This is a genomic window from Paenibacillus sp. FSL F4-0125 (assembly GCF_038008565.1).
GTDB lineage: Bacteria > Bacillota > Bacilli > Paenibacillales > Paenibacillaceae > Paenibacillus_AQ.
Map to the genome: position 1 here is coordinate 1,271,645 of NZ_JBBOZJ010000001.1, position 17,999 is coordinate 1,289,643.

The 17,999-nt window shown below is 44.4% G+C and carries 16 protein-coding genes; 13 read left to right on the forward strand and 3 right to left on the reverse strand.

Going from position 1 to position 17,999, the window contains the following annotated elements; all coding sequences use genetic code 11:
• The first annotated feature begins 60 nt into the window (after positions 1-60).
• The 6 genes from alr to NST74_RS05615 all read left to right on the forward strand — a co-directional run bounded on the left by alr (position 61) and on the right by NST74_RS05615 (position 6,580).
• Positions 61-1,242 carry an alanine racemase gene (alr, locus tag NST74_RS05590; protein ID WP_341110875.1) on the forward strand — a complete coding sequence of 394 codons (1,182 nt, stop codon included), beginning with the start codon at positions 61-63 and terminating at the stop codon, positions 1,240-1,242.
• A 214-nt stretch (positions 1,243-1,456) separates the two neighbouring features.
• The gene (locus NST74_RS05595; RefSeq protein WP_025698676.1) at positions 1,457-1,738 is read left to right on the forward strand and encodes a CopG family ribbon-helix-helix protein; all 282 of its coding nucleotides are present in this window, start codon (positions 1,457-1,459) and stop codon (positions 1,736-1,738) included.
• Positions 1,739-1,741: 3 nt separating this feature from the next.
• Positions 1,742-2,092 (forward strand): type II toxin-antitoxin system PemK/MazF family toxin, encoded by a 351-nt coding sequence (locus tag NST74_RS05600; RefSeq protein ID WP_042124727.1) that lies wholly within the window; start codon positions 1,742-1,744, stop codon positions 2,090-2,092.
• Between the two features lie 156 nt (positions 2,093-2,248).
• Entirely contained in the window at positions 2,249-2,857 is a 609-nt protein-coding gene (locus NST74_RS05605) for a TetR/AcrR family transcriptional regulator (protein WP_341110877.1), read from the forward strand.
• 176 nt (positions 2,858-3,033) lie between these two features.
• On the forward strand, positions 3,034-4,233 hold the full coding sequence (locus NST74_RS05610; RefSeq protein ID WP_042124729.1) for an MFS transporter: 1,200 nt from the start codon (positions 3,034-3,036) through the stop codon (positions 4,231-4,233).
• A 118-nt stretch (positions 4,234-4,351) separates the two neighbouring features.
• Positions 4,352-6,580 (forward strand): Tex family protein, encoded by a 2,229-nt coding sequence (locus NST74_RS05615; protein WP_341110879.1) that lies wholly within the window; start codon positions 4,352-4,354, stop codon positions 6,578-6,580.
• Positions 6,581-6,672: 92 nt separating this feature from the next.
• Here NST74_RS05615 and NST74_RS05620 read toward each other — a convergent pair whose 3' ends face one another.
• Together NST74_RS05620 and NST74_RS05625 are read right to left on the reverse strand one after the other, a co-directional pair.
• Positions 6,673-8,130 (reverse strand): methyl-accepting chemotaxis protein, encoded by a 1,458-nt coding sequence (locus NST74_RS05620; RefSeq protein WP_341110881.1) that lies wholly within the window; start codon positions 8,128-8,130, stop codon positions 6,673-6,675.
• 434 nt (positions 8,131-8,564) lie between these two features.
• Positions 8,565-9,338: a DeoR/GlpR family DNA-binding transcription regulator gene (locus tag NST74_RS05625; protein ID WP_341110882.1), complete on the reverse strand. Its 774-nt coding sequence runs from the start codon at positions 9,336-9,338 to the stop codon at positions 8,565-8,567.
• A 197-nt stretch (positions 9,339-9,535) separates the two neighbouring features.
• Between NST74_RS05625 and NST74_RS05630 the strand changes: the two genes are divergently transcribed.
• The 7 genes from NST74_RS05630 to NST74_RS05660 all read left to right on the forward strand — a co-directional run bounded on the left by NST74_RS05630 (position 9,536) and on the right by NST74_RS05660 (position 16,711).
• On the forward strand, positions 9,536-10,288 hold the full coding sequence (locus tag NST74_RS05630) for an ABC transporter ATP-binding protein (RefSeq protein ID WP_042124736.1): 753 nt from the start codon (positions 9,536-9,538) through the stop codon (positions 10,286-10,288).
• The gene (locus NST74_RS05635) at positions 10,281-11,900 is read left to right on the forward strand and encodes an ABC transporter permease subunit (protein WP_341110883.1); all 1,620 of its coding nucleotides are present in this window, start codon (positions 10,281-10,283) and stop codon (positions 11,898-11,900) included. The genes NST74_RS05630 and NST74_RS05635 overlap by 8 nt, the downstream gene beginning before the upstream one ends.
• 47 nt (positions 11,901-11,947) lie before the next feature.
• Complete coding sequence (locus tag NST74_RS05640) at positions 11,948-12,949, forward strand: extracellular solute-binding protein (protein ID WP_341110884.1); 1,002 nt, start codon at positions 11,948-11,950, stop codon at positions 12,947-12,949.
• 21 nt (positions 12,950-12,970) lie between these two features.
• Positions 12,971-14,065 carry a 2-aminoethylphosphonate--pyruvate transaminase gene (phnW, locus tag NST74_RS05645; protein ID WP_341110885.1) on the forward strand — a complete coding sequence of 365 codons (1,095 nt, stop codon included), beginning with the start codon at positions 12,971-12,973 and terminating at the stop codon, positions 14,063-14,065.
• Positions 14,062-14,877: a phosphonoacetaldehyde hydrolase gene (gene phnX / locus NST74_RS05650; protein WP_341110887.1), complete on the forward strand. Its 816-nt coding sequence runs from the start codon at positions 14,062-14,064 to the stop codon at positions 14,875-14,877. The genes phnW and phnX overlap by 4 nt, the downstream gene beginning before the upstream one ends.
• Positions 14,867-16,222, forward strand: coding sequence for a (R)-1-hydroxy-2-aminoethylphosphonate ammonia-lyase (pbfA, locus tag NST74_RS05655; RefSeq protein WP_341110888.1), 1,356 nt, complete (start codon positions 14,867-14,869; stop codon positions 16,220-16,222). The genes phnX and pbfA overlap by 11 nt, the downstream gene beginning before the upstream one ends.
• Before the next feature lie 156 nt (positions 16,223-16,378).
• Complete coding sequence (locus tag NST74_RS05660; protein WP_341110889.1) at positions 16,379-16,711, forward strand: hypothetical protein; 333 nt, start codon at positions 16,379-16,381, stop codon at positions 16,709-16,711.
• A 67-nt stretch (positions 16,712-16,778) separates the two neighbouring features.
• On the opposite strand, the gene NST74_RS05665 is transcribed toward NST74_RS05660, so the two are convergent.
• A complete protein-coding gene (locus NST74_RS05665) occupies positions 16,779-17,912 on the reverse strand; it encodes a UvrB/UvrC motif-containing protein (RefSeq protein ID WP_341110891.1) in 1,134 nt (377 codons plus the stop codon).
• Between the last annotated feature and the right edge of the window lie 87 nt (positions 17,913-17,999).

Below are 17,999 nucleotides of genomic sequence, written 5' to 3' on the forward strand. Positions count from 1 at the left end.
ACAATGATTGATGTTATGCAGCTATGACGTTTTACTACAACGTAAGAAGGTGACTTTGAAGTGCAAGCAAGCTATCGACCGACAGTAGCCGAAATTAATCTGGATGAATTGCGTGCCAATTACGAAGCCTTTCGCCGCTACTTGCCGGCAGAGACAAAGTTTATGGGATGCGTCAAAGGAAATGCGTACGGCCATGGAGCAGTGGAAGTAACACGGGAACTGGAAAGACTCGGAGCAGATTATGTTAGTGTGGCTTTTTTGGATGAAGCATTGGAGCTGCGTCAGGCGGGAATACTGATTCCTATACTGGTGCTTGGCTACACTTCTCCAGAAGGGATAGCCGTTGCCTGGGAGAACCATGTAACTGTAACACTGTTCACTCCGGAAGTATTAGAGGCTATCAGACAGCTTCCTATAGATCCGGATCATCGGCTGAAGGTGCATATCAAGATTGATAGCGGGATGGGGAGACTGGGGCTTTTACCAGCTGACGCACCTGCATTTATCTCTGAAGTGCAGTCTGTTGCGCAGGCGGAGCTGGAGGGTATGTTTACCCATTTTGCCAAGGCAGACGAACTAGACAAAAGCTATACACTGGAACAGCATCGACGGTTCATGAGCGTGGCGGAAACGCTGCGGGAGCAGAACATTCAGATCCCGATCATACATACGGGCAATAGCGCTACGGCCATTGATTCACCTTATTTATCCAGCAACATGGTGCGGGTAGGCATCAGCCTGTACGGATTTTATCCCTCAACTGAGGTAAACCGTCAACGGTTAGATCTACATCCGGTAATGACGCTGAAGACGCAGGTTGTATATGTGAAGAGCCTGCCTCCTCATTGGGGCGTCAGCTACGGCACTCGGTACTTCACAGACAGCGAGGAGATTATCGCAACGCTACCTGTGGGGTACGCAGATGGATATTCCCGCATGCTAACTGGCAAAGCGGAGGTGTTAATACGTGGACGCCGCGTTCCTGTCGTCGGAACAATCTGCATGGATCAGTGTATGGTATCACTCAAATCTTTCGCTGAAGAAGCGGAACAAATTAAAGCAGGCGAAGAAGTTGTACTCATCGGGCGTCAAGCTGACGTGATGGTCACGGCAGACGAGTTGGCTCTCCATCTTGGAACAATTCACTACGAGGTAATTTGCATGCTGGCTCATCGGGTGCCCCGCGTTTATATCCGTGAAGGCACACTTCCTAAGTTAGTAAATGCTCTGCTACAATCTTAAAGTTCTTGACAGTGATGTTATTCAAGGGAGAAAATAGAAGGAATTGTATCGTATTAGGAGATATGACTAAAAGCCTATACGAACCGCCATTTCTAGTTTATAATGGGATGCAGCATACTTGATATACTGGCGGCATATATTCCTTGTATAAAATTCCTTGTATATTGCAACACTGGAACACAAGGGCAGAAGGTTTGTGGGGGTGGAAGAGAAGGTGGCCAATTTGCAGAACACCAAAAGAATCATGATCAGCTTGCCCGATCATCTCTTACAGGAAGTGGACGGAATTGTTCAATTGGAGAATTCCAACCGGAGTGAATTGATTAGGCAGGCCATGAAGCTGTATTTGAGCGAACGGAGGAAACGTTCTATCCGGGAGTCCATGCAGCGCGGCTACATGGAAATGGCTAAGATCAACTTGACCATGGCATGCGAGGCGTTCCTCGCGGAGGAAGATGCAGACAGCACTCTTGGCCGCTTAGTAAGCGGGGTGTAGACATTGATCGTTAAACGTGGCGATGTTTTTTTTGCTGATCTTTCGCCGGTTGTAGGTTCTGAGCAAGGCGGAGTAAGGCCAGTACTGGTTATCCAGAATGATATTGGCAATCGCTTTAGCCCGACGGTAATTGTGGCTGCAATCACAGCCCAAATCCAGAAGGCTAAATTACCTACGCATGTGGAAATTGACGCAGCGGCTCATGGCTTTGACAGGGATTCTGTTATACTGCTGGAGCAGGTTAGGACGATTGACAAACAACGCTTAACTGACAAGATCACCCACCTTGATGATGAAACGATGAAGAAGGTGGATGATTCGCTGCAAATCAGCCTTGGACTGATTGATTTTTAATCACCTAGGGTTATAGATAATCCATGAGATAGGCGCTCGGGTAAGAATCCGGGCGTCTTTTGATGTGCATTTTTGCGTACTGATGGTAAAGAAGGATTAGGGGTTCACTTTTTTGAAGTGTTCTGATAATATTAGACCGTACGGTCGGTTTAGGAGGTGCTTAGAATCAAAGGACGTTCAGATGGAGAAGAAACAAAAAAACGAATTGTACTTAAAGCCACACAGCTGTTTGTTCAGAAGGGGTATGCAGCTGTAACCATGAATGAAGTTTGCGCAGCCTCGAATGTCAGCAAGGGCAGCTTATATCATCATTTTCCGAGCAAGGATGAACTTTTTCTATATGTAGTAGAAGAGGATACGGTGCAGTGGCTACAGGCGTGGGAAGATAAGAAGAAGGAAATTGTAGGTGTTCAGGAGCGTTTATATGCGTTAGCCGAGCACTATGCAAATGATTTCCAGAATCCGTTGATTCGGGCGCTTGAGGAATTCTCAAGAGGCAGAGCTCATCCGGAGGATATCACTAAGCGGCTTGCTCTTTTATATGAGGCTGCCTCGCATGCGTGTCGCGATCTTCTGAAGGAAGGCATGGACACGGGGGATTTTATTAAGGGTGACTTAGAGGATTATGTGATTATTGTAAATGGTATGCTCGAAGGGATCGGAAGAGCTGCTGAATGTTCTGTTCCTGAAAAGACTCCGGAAGATATCAAAAAATATTACCGGGAATCAGTACGATTGTTATTGCAAGGGATATATACGGGATAAGATATATGGGGGCATGAAAGAAGCTTTACATTCAGGAATTATGAAGGTTGAAGCTTCTCGAGGGCACCGGAAATGGAAGGACTATTTTTTTAGTTATAATTTAGACCGGATGGTCGGTCTCTACAGAAAAACTACTACTCGAAGAATTGGCTTTAGAAACCACGGAGGTTAACACAATGTCGTTACTACTTAGAAACAGAGGCGCAATGCTTCTTGTTATGCTTAATATTTTTCTTGCTTTTACAGGAATCGGGCTTGTGGTTCCTATAATGCCTACTTACATGAATGAACTTGGGATCACCGGAAGTACCGTGGGGTTGTTAGTGGCTTCATTCTCACTTGCCCAATTATTAGTATCACCATTCGCGGGCAGGTTATCCGACAGAATTGGCAGAAAAAAAGTGATCGTTGCGGGTCTGATCGTGTTTGCTTTTTCAGAGCTGCTCTTTGGTCTGGCAAATGTATCCTGGCTTTTGTTCGTTTCCAGATTGCTCGGTGGTGTAGGTGCTGCATTAATTATGCCGGCAGTTATGGCCTATGTTGCGGACACGACTTCTTTTGAAGAAAGAGCTAAAGGCATGGGGCTAATTAATGCAGCTATTACTACCGGATTTATTATCGGTCCAGGAATTGGCGGCTATCTTGCTGAGCTCGGAATGCGGGTGCCTTTTTTCTGTGCAGCGGGTGCGGCTGGGGTTGCAGCTCTAATTACAGTTTTGATCTTGCCTGAGTCTCTGTCTGCAGAGAAACGGATGGAAGCGAAGGTATCGAAAAATAATCAAGAGAGCTTCTTCACGCAATTGATGCGTTCTTATCGTGAACCGTATTTTTTCGGATTAATTATTGTATTTGTCATGGCTTTTGGATTGGCTAATTATGAAACGGTGTTCGGATTGTTCGTGGACCATAAATTTGGCTTTACCCCTAAAGATATTGCATTCGTGATTACCTTTGGCTCGATCGCCGGTGCTGTAGTGCAGGTATCTGCGTTTGGCTGGATTCTGAATAAATTCGGAGAGAATAAGGTAATCTCCACTTGTCTTATAACTGCTGCAATGTTCATTCTACTGACGCTGTTTGTAAGTGGATTTTTGGCGATTTGTGTGATTACCTTTATTGTATTCTTGGCTATGGACATTCTTCGACCAGCGGTAGGTACTCAGCTATCCAAAATGGCGGGGGAATCGCAGCAAGGCTTCGTAGCAGGGATGAACTCTGCTTATACGAGTCTTGGTAATATCGCAGGGCCTATCGTTGCAGGATATCTTTTTGATCTAAGCATTAACTTCCCATATGTGGCAGCGGCGTTTGTTCTAGCATTATGCTTTATGTTGTCACTTAGTTCCGGCAAAAGAGGAATGGGACAACGCGCTTAAACCACCCAATCTGCCCCCTCGCTAGGCTGGACTTTGGTACAGAGCCGATCTGTGATACTATTTTAAGTATGAGAACAAGAATTGTATAAGCAGATTGTGTACGGGAAGAGGGATACTAATGACGGTAGATAACAGCAATACGGGAGTCATTACGGATGAGGCGGCCGCGCAGCGGGAGCAGGAACTGATTACTGTAGCGATCGCCAAGGAATTAAACATTAGCCTGAAGCAGGTGCGTACAACGGTTGGACTGCTGGATGAGGGGAATACGATTCCGTTCATCGCCAGATATCGGAAGGAAATGACGGGTGAGCTGGACGAAAATGCGCTGCGTGATATTGAAGAACGCCTGGCTTATCTTCGCAATTTGGGCGAACGTAAGAAAGACGTGATCCGCAATATTGAAGAGCAGGGCAAGCTGACCAAGGAGCTTCATGAACAAATCACCAACGCAGTCAAGCTTCAGGAAGTGGAGGACTTGTATCGTCCTTTCCGGCAGAAGCGTAAGACTCGTGCTAGTGTTGCGAAGGAAAAAGGCTTAGAGCCGCTTGCAAACTGGATTATGGAGCAGCAGAGACACGGGGACCCACAAACCGAGGCTGCGAAATATATAGATGTTGAAAAAGGAGTAGAGACCGAAGATCAAGCACTTCAAGGCGCGCTAGATATCATTGCCGAGAATATTGCTGACGATCCTGCGATCCGCTCTTGGGTGCGGCAATATACGGCAAGTCAGGGCATCCTTGTGTCTGAAGCTAAGGATGCAGAGCAGGAATCCGTATACGAGAACTACTATAGCTACCGTGAACCTGTACACAAAATGCCACCTCACCGTATACTCGCTATTAACCGCGGTGAACGGGAGAATATTCTGAAGGTAGGCATAGAGGTTGTTACTGATAAAATTCATGCTTATATTGCGCGGAAAATCATTAAAGGGCCATCCCCGGTGAAGGATCATCTGGAAGCAGTGACCGAGGATGCTTACAAACGTCTGATTGCTCCTTCCGTAGAGCGTGAGGTTCGTGGAGAGATGACCGAACGGGGTGAGAACCAAGCGATTTCGATCTTCTCCGGGAATCTACGCAGCTTGCTGCTGCAGCCGCCCGTTAAGGGACGCTGTGTGTTGGGTGTTGACCCTGCCTACCGTACCGGCTGTAAGTTGGCCGTCGTAGACGATACGGGTAAGTTACTTGAAGTAGCTGTAACCTATCCGACACCGCCGAATAACAAGAAAATTGAAGCTGCAGCTAAGTTTAAAGAACTAATCGCTAAATACGGCATTCAGCTTATCGTGATCGGGAATGGGACAGGCTCTCGTGAAACAGAACAATTTACGGCAGAAGTGATCGCCGAAATTGGCGATCCAGAGCTGGCTTATCTCATCGTAAATGAAGCGGGAGCGAGTGTCTATTCGGCTTCCAAGCTGGCACAGGAGGAATTCCCGGATCTGGATGTGGCAGAGCGCAGTGCGGCTTCAATCGCCCGTCGTGTGCAGGACCCGCTGGCAGAGCTGGTGAAGATCGATCCGAAAGCTATCGGTGTGGGACAGTATCAGCATGATGTCTCCCAGAAGCATCTGGAAGAGAGTCTTAAGGCTGTCGTAGAATCGGCGGTTAACCATGTGGGCGTGGATGTGAATACGGCATCTCCAGCCTTGCTCTCGTACGTAGCAGGCGTTAATGGAACGATTGCTAAAAATATCGTTAAGTACCGTGAAGAGAACGGCAAGTTCACAACCCGGAAGCAGCTGCAAAAGGTCCCTCGTCTGGGTGCGAAATCTTATGAGCAATGCATCGGCTTTCTGCGGATTCCTGGTGGAGACAACACCTTGGATCGCACGCCTATTCACCCCGAGTCTTATCCGGTGGTGGATCGGTTGTTCCGTGAACTAAGCCTAGATGTTAACAAGCTTGGCAGCAAAGAAGTGGCTTCGCAGCTGGAGGCACAAAATGCCGAGGAGCTGGCTGTGAAGCTGGATGTCGGCGTGCCAACGCTTCGCGACATCCTGGAGAGCTTGCAGCGTCCGGGCCGCGATCCGCGCGAGGAGCTGCCGTTGCCGATCTTCCGCACCGACGTGCTGAAGATCGAGGATCTGGTTCCCGGCATGGAAATGCAGGGAACCGTCCGCAACGTGATCGATTTCGGCGCATTCGTCGATATCGGCATCAAGAACGATGGGCTGGTGCATATTTCCCAGCTCAGCGGCAGCTTTGTGAAGCACCCGATGGACGTTGTCTCCGTAGGAGACAATGTCACCGTCTGGGTGATGGGTGTTGACCTGAAGAAGGGCAGGGTCAGCCTGACCATGCGTCCGCCGCGTGTTGAGGCGGGAAGCCTTAGCTAATGTGAACTAAATGAACAAATAAAGCCATCTACTTCGTGAGGAGTAGATGGCTTTTTCTTTTGACTGAATGGTATTGAAACAAACAGCTGTATCTATGAAGATCTCGTTAAATTATTTAGCTTAGTAGCTAATTCATTTAGATTGCGGATGCTGACTACTGTTTCAGAAACATGTTGTTGCTGAACCTCAGCGCTCGCAAGAACCTGCTCAATTGCTGCTGTATTTTCTTCGGTAATCGCAGCCACTGAATTAACTTCGCCCAGTACAAGGGTGGAAGCGTGTTTAATGTGATCATTCCTATTCTTCAAATCTTCTGCTTGTTCAAGCACCTGTTGTGTATTATTCCGAATACGCTCGAACAATCGAGCAATATCATCTGCGGAATTTCTTCCGGACTCTACAACTAGCAACCCGTTAGATACCATATCGCCAACCTGAGCAATATGACTTTGAATGCTTCTGAGAATTTGAGTAATGTCTGCGGAGGCATTGTGGGAGCTCTGTGCTAATTTACGGATTTCATTGGACACCACTGCGAATCCTTTGCCATGTTCTCCTGCGTGTGCGGCTTCAATAGAAGCATTTAGCGACAAAAGATTCGTCTGCTCAGCGATCCCCACGATACTGGAAACAATCGATTCAATCTTCTGATTCTCTTCATTCATTTGTGTCAGCAAGTAAGCAGTACTCTTTACGATATCCGTGACCTCTGACATATTTCCAGTTAAGCGAACGATTTGCGCTTGCCCCTCTTGCGTGATTTGATCGGTATTACGGCTTCTTGTGCTCATTGAGATGGATGCCGTATTTGCCTGCGTAGCCGATTCGTTTAATTGCTGCATGGCATTTGAGATATCGCTGACACTCTGTGCTTGTGATTCCACTCCGCTGGCAATCTCTTGAAAGGCAGTCACGACTTCTTTGGAAATTCGATCTGTAGTCAATACGTTGTTATTCATTAGATTACTAGATTGACTCAGAACTCCTACGGATTCAGTAACACCTTTTAGAATGGTCTCCATTTCTGCTCTAGCTCGTTCAGCTTCGCTGCTGCTTTTAGACATGTTTTTGAACATTTTCGTACCGATCTGACTCTGATAGATCAGAACCAATATCATGACGATGAGAAGTGTATTAATTCTTAATACATCTACTGAAGCGTAAATTGGTTTCGTCATCAGGAAATAGTTGAGTAAGATCCAAGAAATTACTCCATTAAGGAGTAGCGGACGATAGTTGTGATAGAGGGATACGATGCCTAGTCCCCAATATAGAATAAATGTGCTTATAATACTAGTTCCTGCATCGATATAGAAGTATGTAATGATATTAAAGCCAATAGCTGTTATGTACATAATATAGGGTGTAGCCACACGTTTCCAAATGAGCACCGTACACAACAAGCCTAGAGGTACCGCCGCTGTCATGATTGCCATTATTGTTTGTGGAAATCTGTACAGCGAAAGCGAGCCTAACAGCAAACAGCCCCAAAATAAGAAAATAATTAATTTGTTGCGCTGGTGTAACTCTGACATTTGATTCAAAGCCATATTCTCACTCCATAATGTAATAGTGTACTTCTGATTTTTTAGTTTAAGAGATTCCTGAAATGATGTCTATGATGTTAAGCTCGGGGATGTTCAGAACAATGATGTCTGGGAGAGTAATTAGGGAAAAACTCCCTGAAAAAAGCTGATATTTGCATAAAATCAATGGAATTAGGGAATTCCTCCCTGATAATTAGGCGAATATCTACATTTACCAACGAATCACCTGAATTATAGGGAGATTTTCCCTAATTAGTAGTCTGAAGCGCAGAATTTTTTTGATTTTAGGGAGATATTCCCTAATTATCGATCATGGCATCAGGTAAGTGTCTATGATTCTAAAAACACAAAAATCCCCTAGGTAAAATGGAGTTACCACCACCATTTCAAATCCAAGGAGAGGCTTTTTTGTGTTTTTAGATGAATGATGAAAGTCTTTATTCCGCAACAATCAAGCTCGTACGTTTGGGTTTAAACTTCTGCAGGAAGCTTCGATCTATATTACGGTCGGTAATAATGTACCCGATTTTATCGAGTGAGGCGATGCCTATGGTCACATCTTTTCCGAATTTAGTATGGTCTGCGGCAACATAAACCTCTTTGGAGAGATCGATAATTTTTTTGCGCGTTTGGGCTTCCTCCAGGTTATAGTCGGAGATGCCTTTTTCAAGGGTAATGCCGCTTGCGCAAATAAAAGCTTTAAGGATATTTAACTCACTGAAATTAAATAGATAATCATATGCAATGACAGATTGCTCATTTAGCCGGACCTTTCCGCCGATGATAATAAGCTCAACCGCACTGTTCATCAGCTCGTTAACCACAGGAATGGAGTTCGTAATGACCGTGAGATTCTTTTTATTCTTGATATATTTGGCGATCTGATAGGTGGTAGAGCCGCTGTCCAGATAGATGCAATCCCCATCGTTGATATATTCGCTGCACTTTTGCGCGATCATTTTCTTTTCCTCTAAGTGACCGACCATCCGCGCATCCATTGGAGATTCAGCAAACTCCGATTCCACCAGTTTAATTCCACCATAAATCTTCTTGATCTTCCCTTGCTTGTCCAGCAGGTTGATATCTCTGCGAAGGGTATCGATAGAAATATTAAGCTCTTCTGCTAGCTCCGGCAGCTTCTGAACCTTTTTCAACATTAAGATTTCTATGATTTTCTTTTGCCTTTCCAGTGGAAACATGTTATCACCCATTCAAAGTTTATATCGCTTTCGATAGTTGAAGTATAAAGGGATTAGGATAGGGTAGCAACAACTCCTTTGCAACTTAGTCATGATATACTTATAATATAGTCACAATTTATTTAAAGTTTACATACATTTTACGTAACTGTTTATCCTCAAAAACAAAACCTTTTTATACTGAGGTTGTACTTGAGGAGGTGGAACCTTTGCTTAAATTACAAAACATAAGCAAGCATTACGATAACAAGGTTGTTCTAGAGGATATTAGTCTAGACATCCAAGCAGGGGAAATTGTCTCCTTACTCGGCCCCAGCGGGAGTGGAAAAACCACCTTGCTAAACATCATCTTGGGATTGGCTAAGATGGAGCAGGGGCAAATCATTTTTAATGATCAAGATTTAAGTAATGTACCCATGAAGAAACGCGGATTTAATATAGTGTTCCAGGATTATGCGTTGTTCCCTAACTTAAATGCTTACGAGAATATCGTTTATGGTCTGAAAAATAAAAAGGGATTAACGTCGGAGCATGAGGTTCAGGAGTATATCGAGTTTCTGGAATTAAAGCCGCATTTAACAAAGAAGATCGGCGCTCTATCCGGTGGGCAGAAGCAAAGGGTGGCTTTGGCAAGAACGCTCGTAATGAAGCCCAAATTATTACTGCTTGATGAACCTCTAAGCGCACTGGATGGAATCATCAAGGAATCTATTAAAGCCCGGATTAAATCCATCGCCAGAGAATATAAGCTTACAACGATTATCGTCACCCACGACCCTGAAGAGGCGTTAACCCTGTCGGATAAAATTCTCATCATTAATCAAGGTCATATTGCCCAGTTCGGAACGCCTCAAGAGATCATTCAACAACCTAGCAATGATTTTGTAAAAGAATTTATTCTGGGGCAGCTGCAAGTGAAACGGGAAAATATCTATAACCTGTTCGGTGAACATTATGCCTAAAGCTAAACCGGAAATGCGGATCATATTTATCCCAATCGTACTGTTATTTAGCGTTTTTCTGATCTTGCCACTGGCAGTTTTATTCATCCGCTCGTTTGAAACGGACCAAGGTTATTCGGTATCCAATTATCTCACCATTCTGGCAGATCAAGAGATTCGAGAGTCCATCGGAAATAGTATGAAGGTCTCCGGTGCGACGGCACTCATCACTACTGTTCTAGCTTTTATCCTTGCCTATACTATCCACTGTACAAGAATCTATCGCCCTTTAAAAAGCATCATTATAACTGGAATCCTGATCCCCATGCTGCTGCCTACGATTACATATGGGTTTGCGATAATGTACTCTTTTGGCAACCAGGGACTGATTACTAAAATCTTCGGGCGGAATTTATTTGAGATTTATGGATTTAATGGTCTGTTGATAGGCTACGTAATTTATACCTTACCTTCGGCTTTCCTGCTGATTCATAATTCGTTCAAGTACATTGATAAAAAGTTCATCGTCGTCTCCAAGCTTATGGGTGACGGGACGGTGCGCAGCTTCATGAACACCATTGTTAGGCCTTTGTGGGGCACTTTGGGAGGGGCGTTTGTTCTTTCTTTTATCCTGAGCTTCACAGATTTCGGGATCCCTGCATCGGTGGGCGGGACTTATAACGTAGTTGCTACACAGCTATATCAAGTCATGCTTGGGGCGATACCGGATTTCAACAATGGTGCTGTGATTGCTGTACTGATGTTAATACCGGCGGCGTTTGGGGTGGTGCTGTTAACTTATCTTGAAAAGTTCAATTTCCATTATGACAAGGTGACTGAAATCGAGATGATCCGGGATAAAGGCAGAGATTCGGTTCTTGGACTGATTTCATCCGTGATTCTAATCGGACTGCTGGCGGTGTTTGCTGTCATGTTCGTTGCACCGCTGGTGAATAGCTATCCTTATGATCTAACGTTTACGTTCAAGCATTTTGTAGATGTTTTCCAATCAAGCGATTTAATCAATGTATATAAAAACTCCTTGCTGGTGGCAGGATTGACGGCAATCGTAGGTACGATCGTAGCGTATGCTGCGGCTATCATCAATGTACGAACGCCTATAAAAGGGAGAGCGACTTTCGACATCCTGTCGATGGTGACGAACACGGTACCGGGTATGGTCCTTGGTCTGTCGTATTTACTTCTGTTCAACAACAGCAGTCTCAAAGGAACCTTTACAATTCTTGTGCTCTGCACCCTTGTTCATTACTTTACAACTCCTTATTTGATGGCAAAGAACTCTCTGGCGAAAATGAATCCATCGTGGGAAACCACTGCTGAATTATTAGGTGACAGCTGGCTGCAGACGATTCGCCGGGTCATTCTGCCGAACTCTGCATCCACGGTGATAGAGATGGTCAGCTACTATTTTATCAATGCGATGGTGACCATTAGTGGAATTATCTTTCTAGTAACTGCCCAAACCTCGGTGGTTGCCAGCAAAATAAAAGAGCTGCAGCATTTCGCCAAATTTAATGAGGTATTTGTACTATCCATCCTGATCTTTTGCACCAACCTTATCATTAAGCTACTAGGTGACTATCTCCAGAAACGGCAATCAAACTCTCGTTAATTAACGATTTTAAATATAAAAAAACCAGTTAAAGTGAGGGAGAAATTATGTCTAAGAGAATCAAGGGAATCAAGGGAATTATGTTGTCTATCGTGGCTTTGAGTTTGGTGTTTACATTAGCAGGTTGTGGAAATAAAGCATCGGGTGATGCGAGTAAAGTAGTGATTTTGACCAATGCGGATGAAGAAGCTGTGGCTTCTATGGAGACTGCGCTAAAAGGTGCGGGGTACGAAGGGCAATATCTCTTTCAATCCTTGGGTACTTCTGAGCTGGGTGGAAAGCTGATGGCTGAGGGAGACAAAATTGAGGCTAACCTGATCACGATGAGCTCTTATTTTGTAGAAAGTGCGCAAGAGAAACACAGCATGTTCAAAGACCTATCGTTTACGACGAACGCGCTAGATTCCTATCCAGCCTACTATACGCCGATCTTGGCGAATACCGGTGCTATTTTTGTTAACACAGCGGTTCTTAAAGATAAAGGACTAGCGATGCCAACGTCCATTAAGGATTTAACGAAACCAGAATTTAAAGGCTTGGTATCTGTTCCGAACATTATGGATTCTTCGACAGGCTGGTTGTTAGTTCAGGCGATTATTTCGCAATACGGTGAGGAAGAAGGCAAAACGGTTCTGCATGATTTAGTTGCTAATGTAGGCCCACATCTGGAAAGCTCCGGTTCCGGTCCGATTAAAAAGGTAAAAGCAGGAGAAGTAGCTGCAGGCTTTGGACTTCGTCATCAGGCAGTACTAGCTAAAGAAGAAGGCGCACCGATTGATTATGTAGATCCAACGGAAGGTAACTTCTCGCTTACAGAATCCGTAGCCGTGGTGAAAAAAGACGATGCAACGACAGAACTGGCTATGAAAATGGCAGAAACGATTATTAAAGATGCTAGAAAAGACTTAATTACAAATTACCCAGTAGCTCTTTATAAAGATGAAACGGTTAGTGATATCCATAAACCTGCACACAGTATGAAATTTGTTAAGCCGTTGACTGTGGAATTGTTGGAGCAACATCAACAATTCTTTAAAGAAAATAAATAAGATTAGAAGGAGTGAAGGGCCATGAACAACTATAAATTACTGACACCCGGTCCATTGACAACTACTAACACGGTCAAAGAGCAAATGCTCTTTGACCGTTGTACTTGGGACCAGGATTATAAGAATATTACACAACAGATCAGATCAAGCTTACTAGATTTAGCGGGGGCCACAAACGAAGAGTACACTGCTGTTCTTATGCAAGGCAGCGGTACTTTTGCAGTAGAATCCGTACTAACTACGGCAATTTCTGCCGATGATAAGCTTCTGATTATTACAAATGGTGCCTACGGGGAACGTATCGTGCAAATGGCGGAGTATATCGGACTTCGTTATCATGCACATAGCGATCCATATAATGAATTCCCGCAAGAGGCAGAGATTAGAGAGATTCTTGAAAAAGATCCAGCCATTACGCACATTGCGATGGTACATTGCGAGACGACGACAGGGATTCTTAATCCGCTTGAAATGATCTCACAACTGGCAAAAGCCTACGATAAAACATTAATTATCGATGCGATGAGCAGTTTTGGCGGAATAGAGATCGATGTACCTGGGCTTGGAATTGACTATTTAATCAGCAGCGCTAATAAATGTATTCAGGGTGTTCCGGGGTTTGGTTTTGTCATTGCAAAACTGAATAAACTACTCACCTGTAAAGGAAATGCACGTAGTTTATCACTTGATCTATACGATCAATGGAAGGCAATGGACGCGGATGGGAAATGGCGCTATACGTCTCCGACCCATGTAGTAGCTGCTTTTTCAAAAGCGATTGAAGAACTGATCGAAGAAGGCGGCATTCCTGCAAGGGCAGCAAGATACCAGAATAATAACCGCGTACTGAGAGAAAGACTTGCGAGAATAGGAATAGAGGCGTATATCACAGACGAGAAGCAATCTCCTATTATCACTACCTTTCTTTTTCCGAACGAGACATTCAGCTTTGAAGATTTCTATGAATATGTGAAAGAAAAGGGATACGTCCTTTACCCAGGCAAATTAACGGAGCATGATACCTTCCGGATTGGGAATATTGGTGAGATTTATGAAGAAGATATTCAGAACTTATGTAATATTATCGAAGCATACATGGGAGGAATGACACAATGAATCAAATCGAAGGCGTAATTCTGGATTGGGCAGGAACAACAGTTGATTTTGGCTGCTTTGCACCGGTGAATGTGTTCCTTGATATTTTTCGGGAAGCTGGGATTGAAGTTACGATGCAGGAAGCAAGAGCTCCTATGGGGATGCTGAAAATAGATCATATCCGTGCGATGTTATCTATGCCAAGAGTAGGTGCCTTGTGGGAAGAAAGGTATGGCAGAGCTTTTACTGAACAGGATGTAGAGAACCTGTATGCTGAATTCGAGCCGGCCTTGATGGCCTCCTTATCCGAATATACAGATCCGATTCCGGAGGTTATTGAGACCGTCCAAGTGCTCAGAAGCCAAGGATTAAAGATTGGTTCAACCACTGGATATACAGAGTCCATGATGGATGTTGTCATTCCGAATGCCGCTGGGAAGGGCTATCAACCGGATTATGTAATCACACCAGATGGAACGCATTCACTGGGAAGACCTTACCCCTATATGATTTATCATAATATGGAAGCCTTAAAGTTATCGGCAGCATGGAAGGTTGTTAAGGTAGGTGATACGATTTCAGACATTCTAGAAGGTGTTAATGCAGGCGTCTGGTCCGTAGGTGTAATCATTGGAAGTTCTGAAATGGGATTAAGCCAGGAGGAATTTAATACACTTCCAGACGTGGAGAAGGAAACGGTGATCTCTGCGACACAGACCTCTTTTATACAAAATGGCGCAGACTTCACGATTCAATCGATGAGTGAGCTGCCGCAGCTGATTGGGCGAATAAATGTCCTGATTTCTCAAGGAATCAGACCTTATGCGAGATAATCATGAGCTAAAAAGAGAAGGTGACATCAACTTTAGCCCCTTACGGACAGAGTGGATGACTCAGTTAAGCGCTGTGAGTATAGATAGGATCGAAGCGGACGAGCGTGCGTATATGCGACAATCCATGTCTACGCCGTGCTTGAACAGTATCGTAGATGCTGAGGGATGTTATATCACAGATGTGAATGGAAGCAAATATCTTGATTTTCATGGAAATAGCATTCATCAGATTGGCTATAAGAATCCTTACGTAACTGAAGCTGTGAAAAAACAGCTCGACGAGCTACCGTTCATTCCAAGAAGATTTACGGCAGATATTGCGGTTCAAGCTGCAGAAGCTTTAATCAACAAAACGACCTCAAAGGACTACAAGGTGTTGTTCACTCCTTCTGGAAGTGCAGCTGTAGGTCTGGCTCTTAAGGTTGCTCGCAAATGGACGGGAAAACATAAGGTCATCTCCATGTGGGAGTCCTTTCATGGTGCGGGGCTGGATACGATCGCTGTGGGCGGAGAATATGTGTTTAAAAAGGATATGGGCCCGCAAATGCCAGGGATGCTAAAAGCCATTCCTTTTAACGGATACCGCAACCTGCTGAGAAGTTATTCGCATGAAGCAGTTGCTACCTTCTGCCTCGACTATTTGGAGTATATGATTCAACATGAAGGAGAGATCGGGGCGATCTTACTTGAGCCTATTCGGGCGACGGATACGCATATCCCGCCAACATCCTATTTCACAAGATTAAGAAAAATATGTGATGAATATGGGATTTTGCTCATTTTTGATGAGATTCCAACCGCGTTGATGCGGAGTGGAAGATTCTATGTTCATCAGCATTTTGATATCGAACCGGATATTCTCGTCCTCGGAAAAGGGTTAGGTGGAGGAGTGATCCCGCAGGCGGCGGTGCTTACCAGAACGCAATATGATTGTGCGGCGGATATTTCTTTGGGTCACTATACCCATGAGAAGCCGGCGTTAGGAAGTGCGGCGATCTGTGCCACTATCGATTATGTCGATGACTTAAATCTGCAGGAACAATGTATCAGCAGGTCTGAATTTGTAAGAGAAAAACTTGAGGCTCTGTGGGCTAAACATGATAACATCGGAGATGTCCGTATTGCTGGACTACTGATCTCTATTGAACTTGTGAAGTCCAGAGAGACTAAAGAGAAGAATGAGGAATTAGCAGAGCGAGTCCTGTATTATTGCCTGGAGAAGGGTCTTTCTTTTAAATTGGCTGGAGGGAACTGTATCACTTGGCATCCCCCGCTTATTGTAACTGAAGAGCAATTAACCTTTGCAGTTAATCTTTTGGATGAAGGCTTGAGTAGATATAGTTGAGGGATATGCAAGCCCAAGCTTCAGAACAGGTTTCTTCCGCTCCGTACTGGGGTTGAAGAAGCCTTCTTTGTTGTTTAAGGAGTGAAGGACCTGCTCTCTTTGGGTAAGTTTAGAGTAACAGTTGAAATATAGGCTTATTACTAGGAGGAGATAGACGTGGGAAATCCATTGAAGGAATTAATGAATAGTGTGAATGGACTAAAGCAGTCCATTGACGGAGTTAAGAAATCGGTAGAGGAGTTGAAAGAACCTATAGATGAGATGAAGGTAAACATTCAAGCCACATTGGAGCAGGCGAAGGGTAGATCTGAGGGACTCCAATCGGAGATCAATCGTATGAAGGAATGCGTAGAGGAAACTAAGCTGGTTGTAACTGAGACAAAGCAATCGGTAATGGAGGCGGGCGAAGTGCTATACACCCAGAAACGCTATAAAAGATTGTTGAACCGAAACCGAAAAACGAAGCCTGCAAAGGCAGGCAGTCGTTAACTAGTATAAAAGGAACTGTAGGAGCGATAGCGCCCGTCTTTGTCGTAGTCACGACCCATACCTAGAATTAGTAATTATACGAATGGGTTGGAGCAGCATTTAAAAAGATCCGGAGCAGCTCGTCCACCGCAGTGTCTAGACGGGAAGGACTTTCGGCTGTAAGCCAATCCTCTTGCACGATGATATAGCTGCAGGAGCTGCTTTTTAAATAGCTGTATATAATTTGTGCTTCGTCAATTTCATGGCGGCTGATTGCTGCCGGGGCCTGGTTAAGTTCACCGCGGAAAGCGTCCATAATCGCTGATGTTATAACGGCTTGCAGGTGGGTGATATCGGGTTGATCATATTCGAGTTTAGTATGCATCAGGATGCGGTTACCCTTGAGCAATAGGAGTTTAAGCGTCTGTTCATCCATGGCCTCAAGGATCGCGATATTCTGATTCTCTGCAGCGAATTCGATAACCTTCTCTTTGTGAATGAGGAAGCGGTTGGCTCCAATATAATCCCTGTATTTGGCGGCGGTTTCGAAGTCATATTGCTCTGCGGCCTCAGTCATCTGTTGTTCCATCTGTTCAAGAAGGCTGGCATCCGTTCCGTTTAGTAGGGCTATGACGCTATCAATGATTGTATTATATTGATCTGCGGCTTCTCCGCCTGCACACATCCCTATGCATAAGCCAAGCGAATGGTTTAGGCATAAGGAATTTTTGAAGCTAGGATTGCTGCAAAGGATTCTTGAGCTTTCCTTGATACCTTGTACGGCGCGCTCCACAGTACTTCTGCTCGTGTAGGGACCCCAAATCTGATTTCCTTCCTGAACAGCAGGGTCATAGGTAATCTCTAACGAACGCATTTTATCATCCGTTCCTATTACGATATACGTATAAGCCTGTGGATTTTTCATTTTTCGATTGTACATGGGCTTTATTTCTTTAATTAATTTGCACTCCAGCATAAAAGCTTCAAATTCGGTATCGGTAAGGATAATATCCAAATCTTTAATATGTCGAACGAGCTGTTTTACCTTTGGGGAATGAGACTTCGAGTTTTGAAAATAAGATTTTACTCTCCGTTTCAACTGTTTCGCCTTACCAACATATATAATATGGCCGAGACCATCCTTCATGAGATACACGCCGGGAGTCAGAGGAAGGCTCTTTAGTTTCTCTGATAAATTGATAGTAACCCCTCCGTCATTCAAGAGTTGATTGATAGTTTTAGTATAAGCTTGCAACCTTCATTTGTTCAAATCAGTCTAAGTAAGAAATGATTAAAAGGTGAGGAGGAA

Coding starts and splice junctions, on each gene's coding strand:
- NST74_RS05615 (WP_341110879.1), top strand. CDS start 4,352: ATGACGGTAGATAACAGCAATACGGGAGTCATTACGGATGAGGCGGCC.
- NST74_RS05635 (WP_341110883.1), top strand. CDS start 10,281: ATGCCTAAAGCTAAACCGGAAATGCGGATCATATTTATCCCAATCGTA.
- NST74_RS05640 (WP_341110884.1), top strand. CDS start 11,948: ATGTCTAAGAGAATCAAGGGAATCAAGGGAATTATGTTGTCTATCGTG.
- phnW (WP_341110885.1), top strand. CDS start 12,971: ATGAACAACTATAAATTACTGACACCCGGTCCATTGACAACTACTAAC.
- NST74_RS05610 (WP_042124729.1), top strand. CDS start 3,034: ATGTCGTTACTACTTAGAAACAGAGGCGCAATGCTTCTTGTTATGCTT.
- pbfA (WP_341110888.1), top strand. CDS start 14,867: ATGCGAGATAATCATGAGCTAAAAAGAGAAGGTGACATCAACTTTAGC.
- NST74_RS05620 (WP_341110881.1), bottom strand. CDS start 8,130: ATGGCTTTGAATCAAATGTCAGAGTTACACCAGCGCAACAAATTAATT.
- NST74_RS05625 (WP_341110882.1), bottom strand. CDS start 9,338: ATGGGTGATAACATGTTTCCACTGGAAAGGCAAAAGAAAATCATAGAA.
- phnX (WP_341110887.1), top strand. CDS start 14,062: ATGAATCAAATCGAAGGCGTAATTCTGGATTGGGCAGGAACAACAGTT.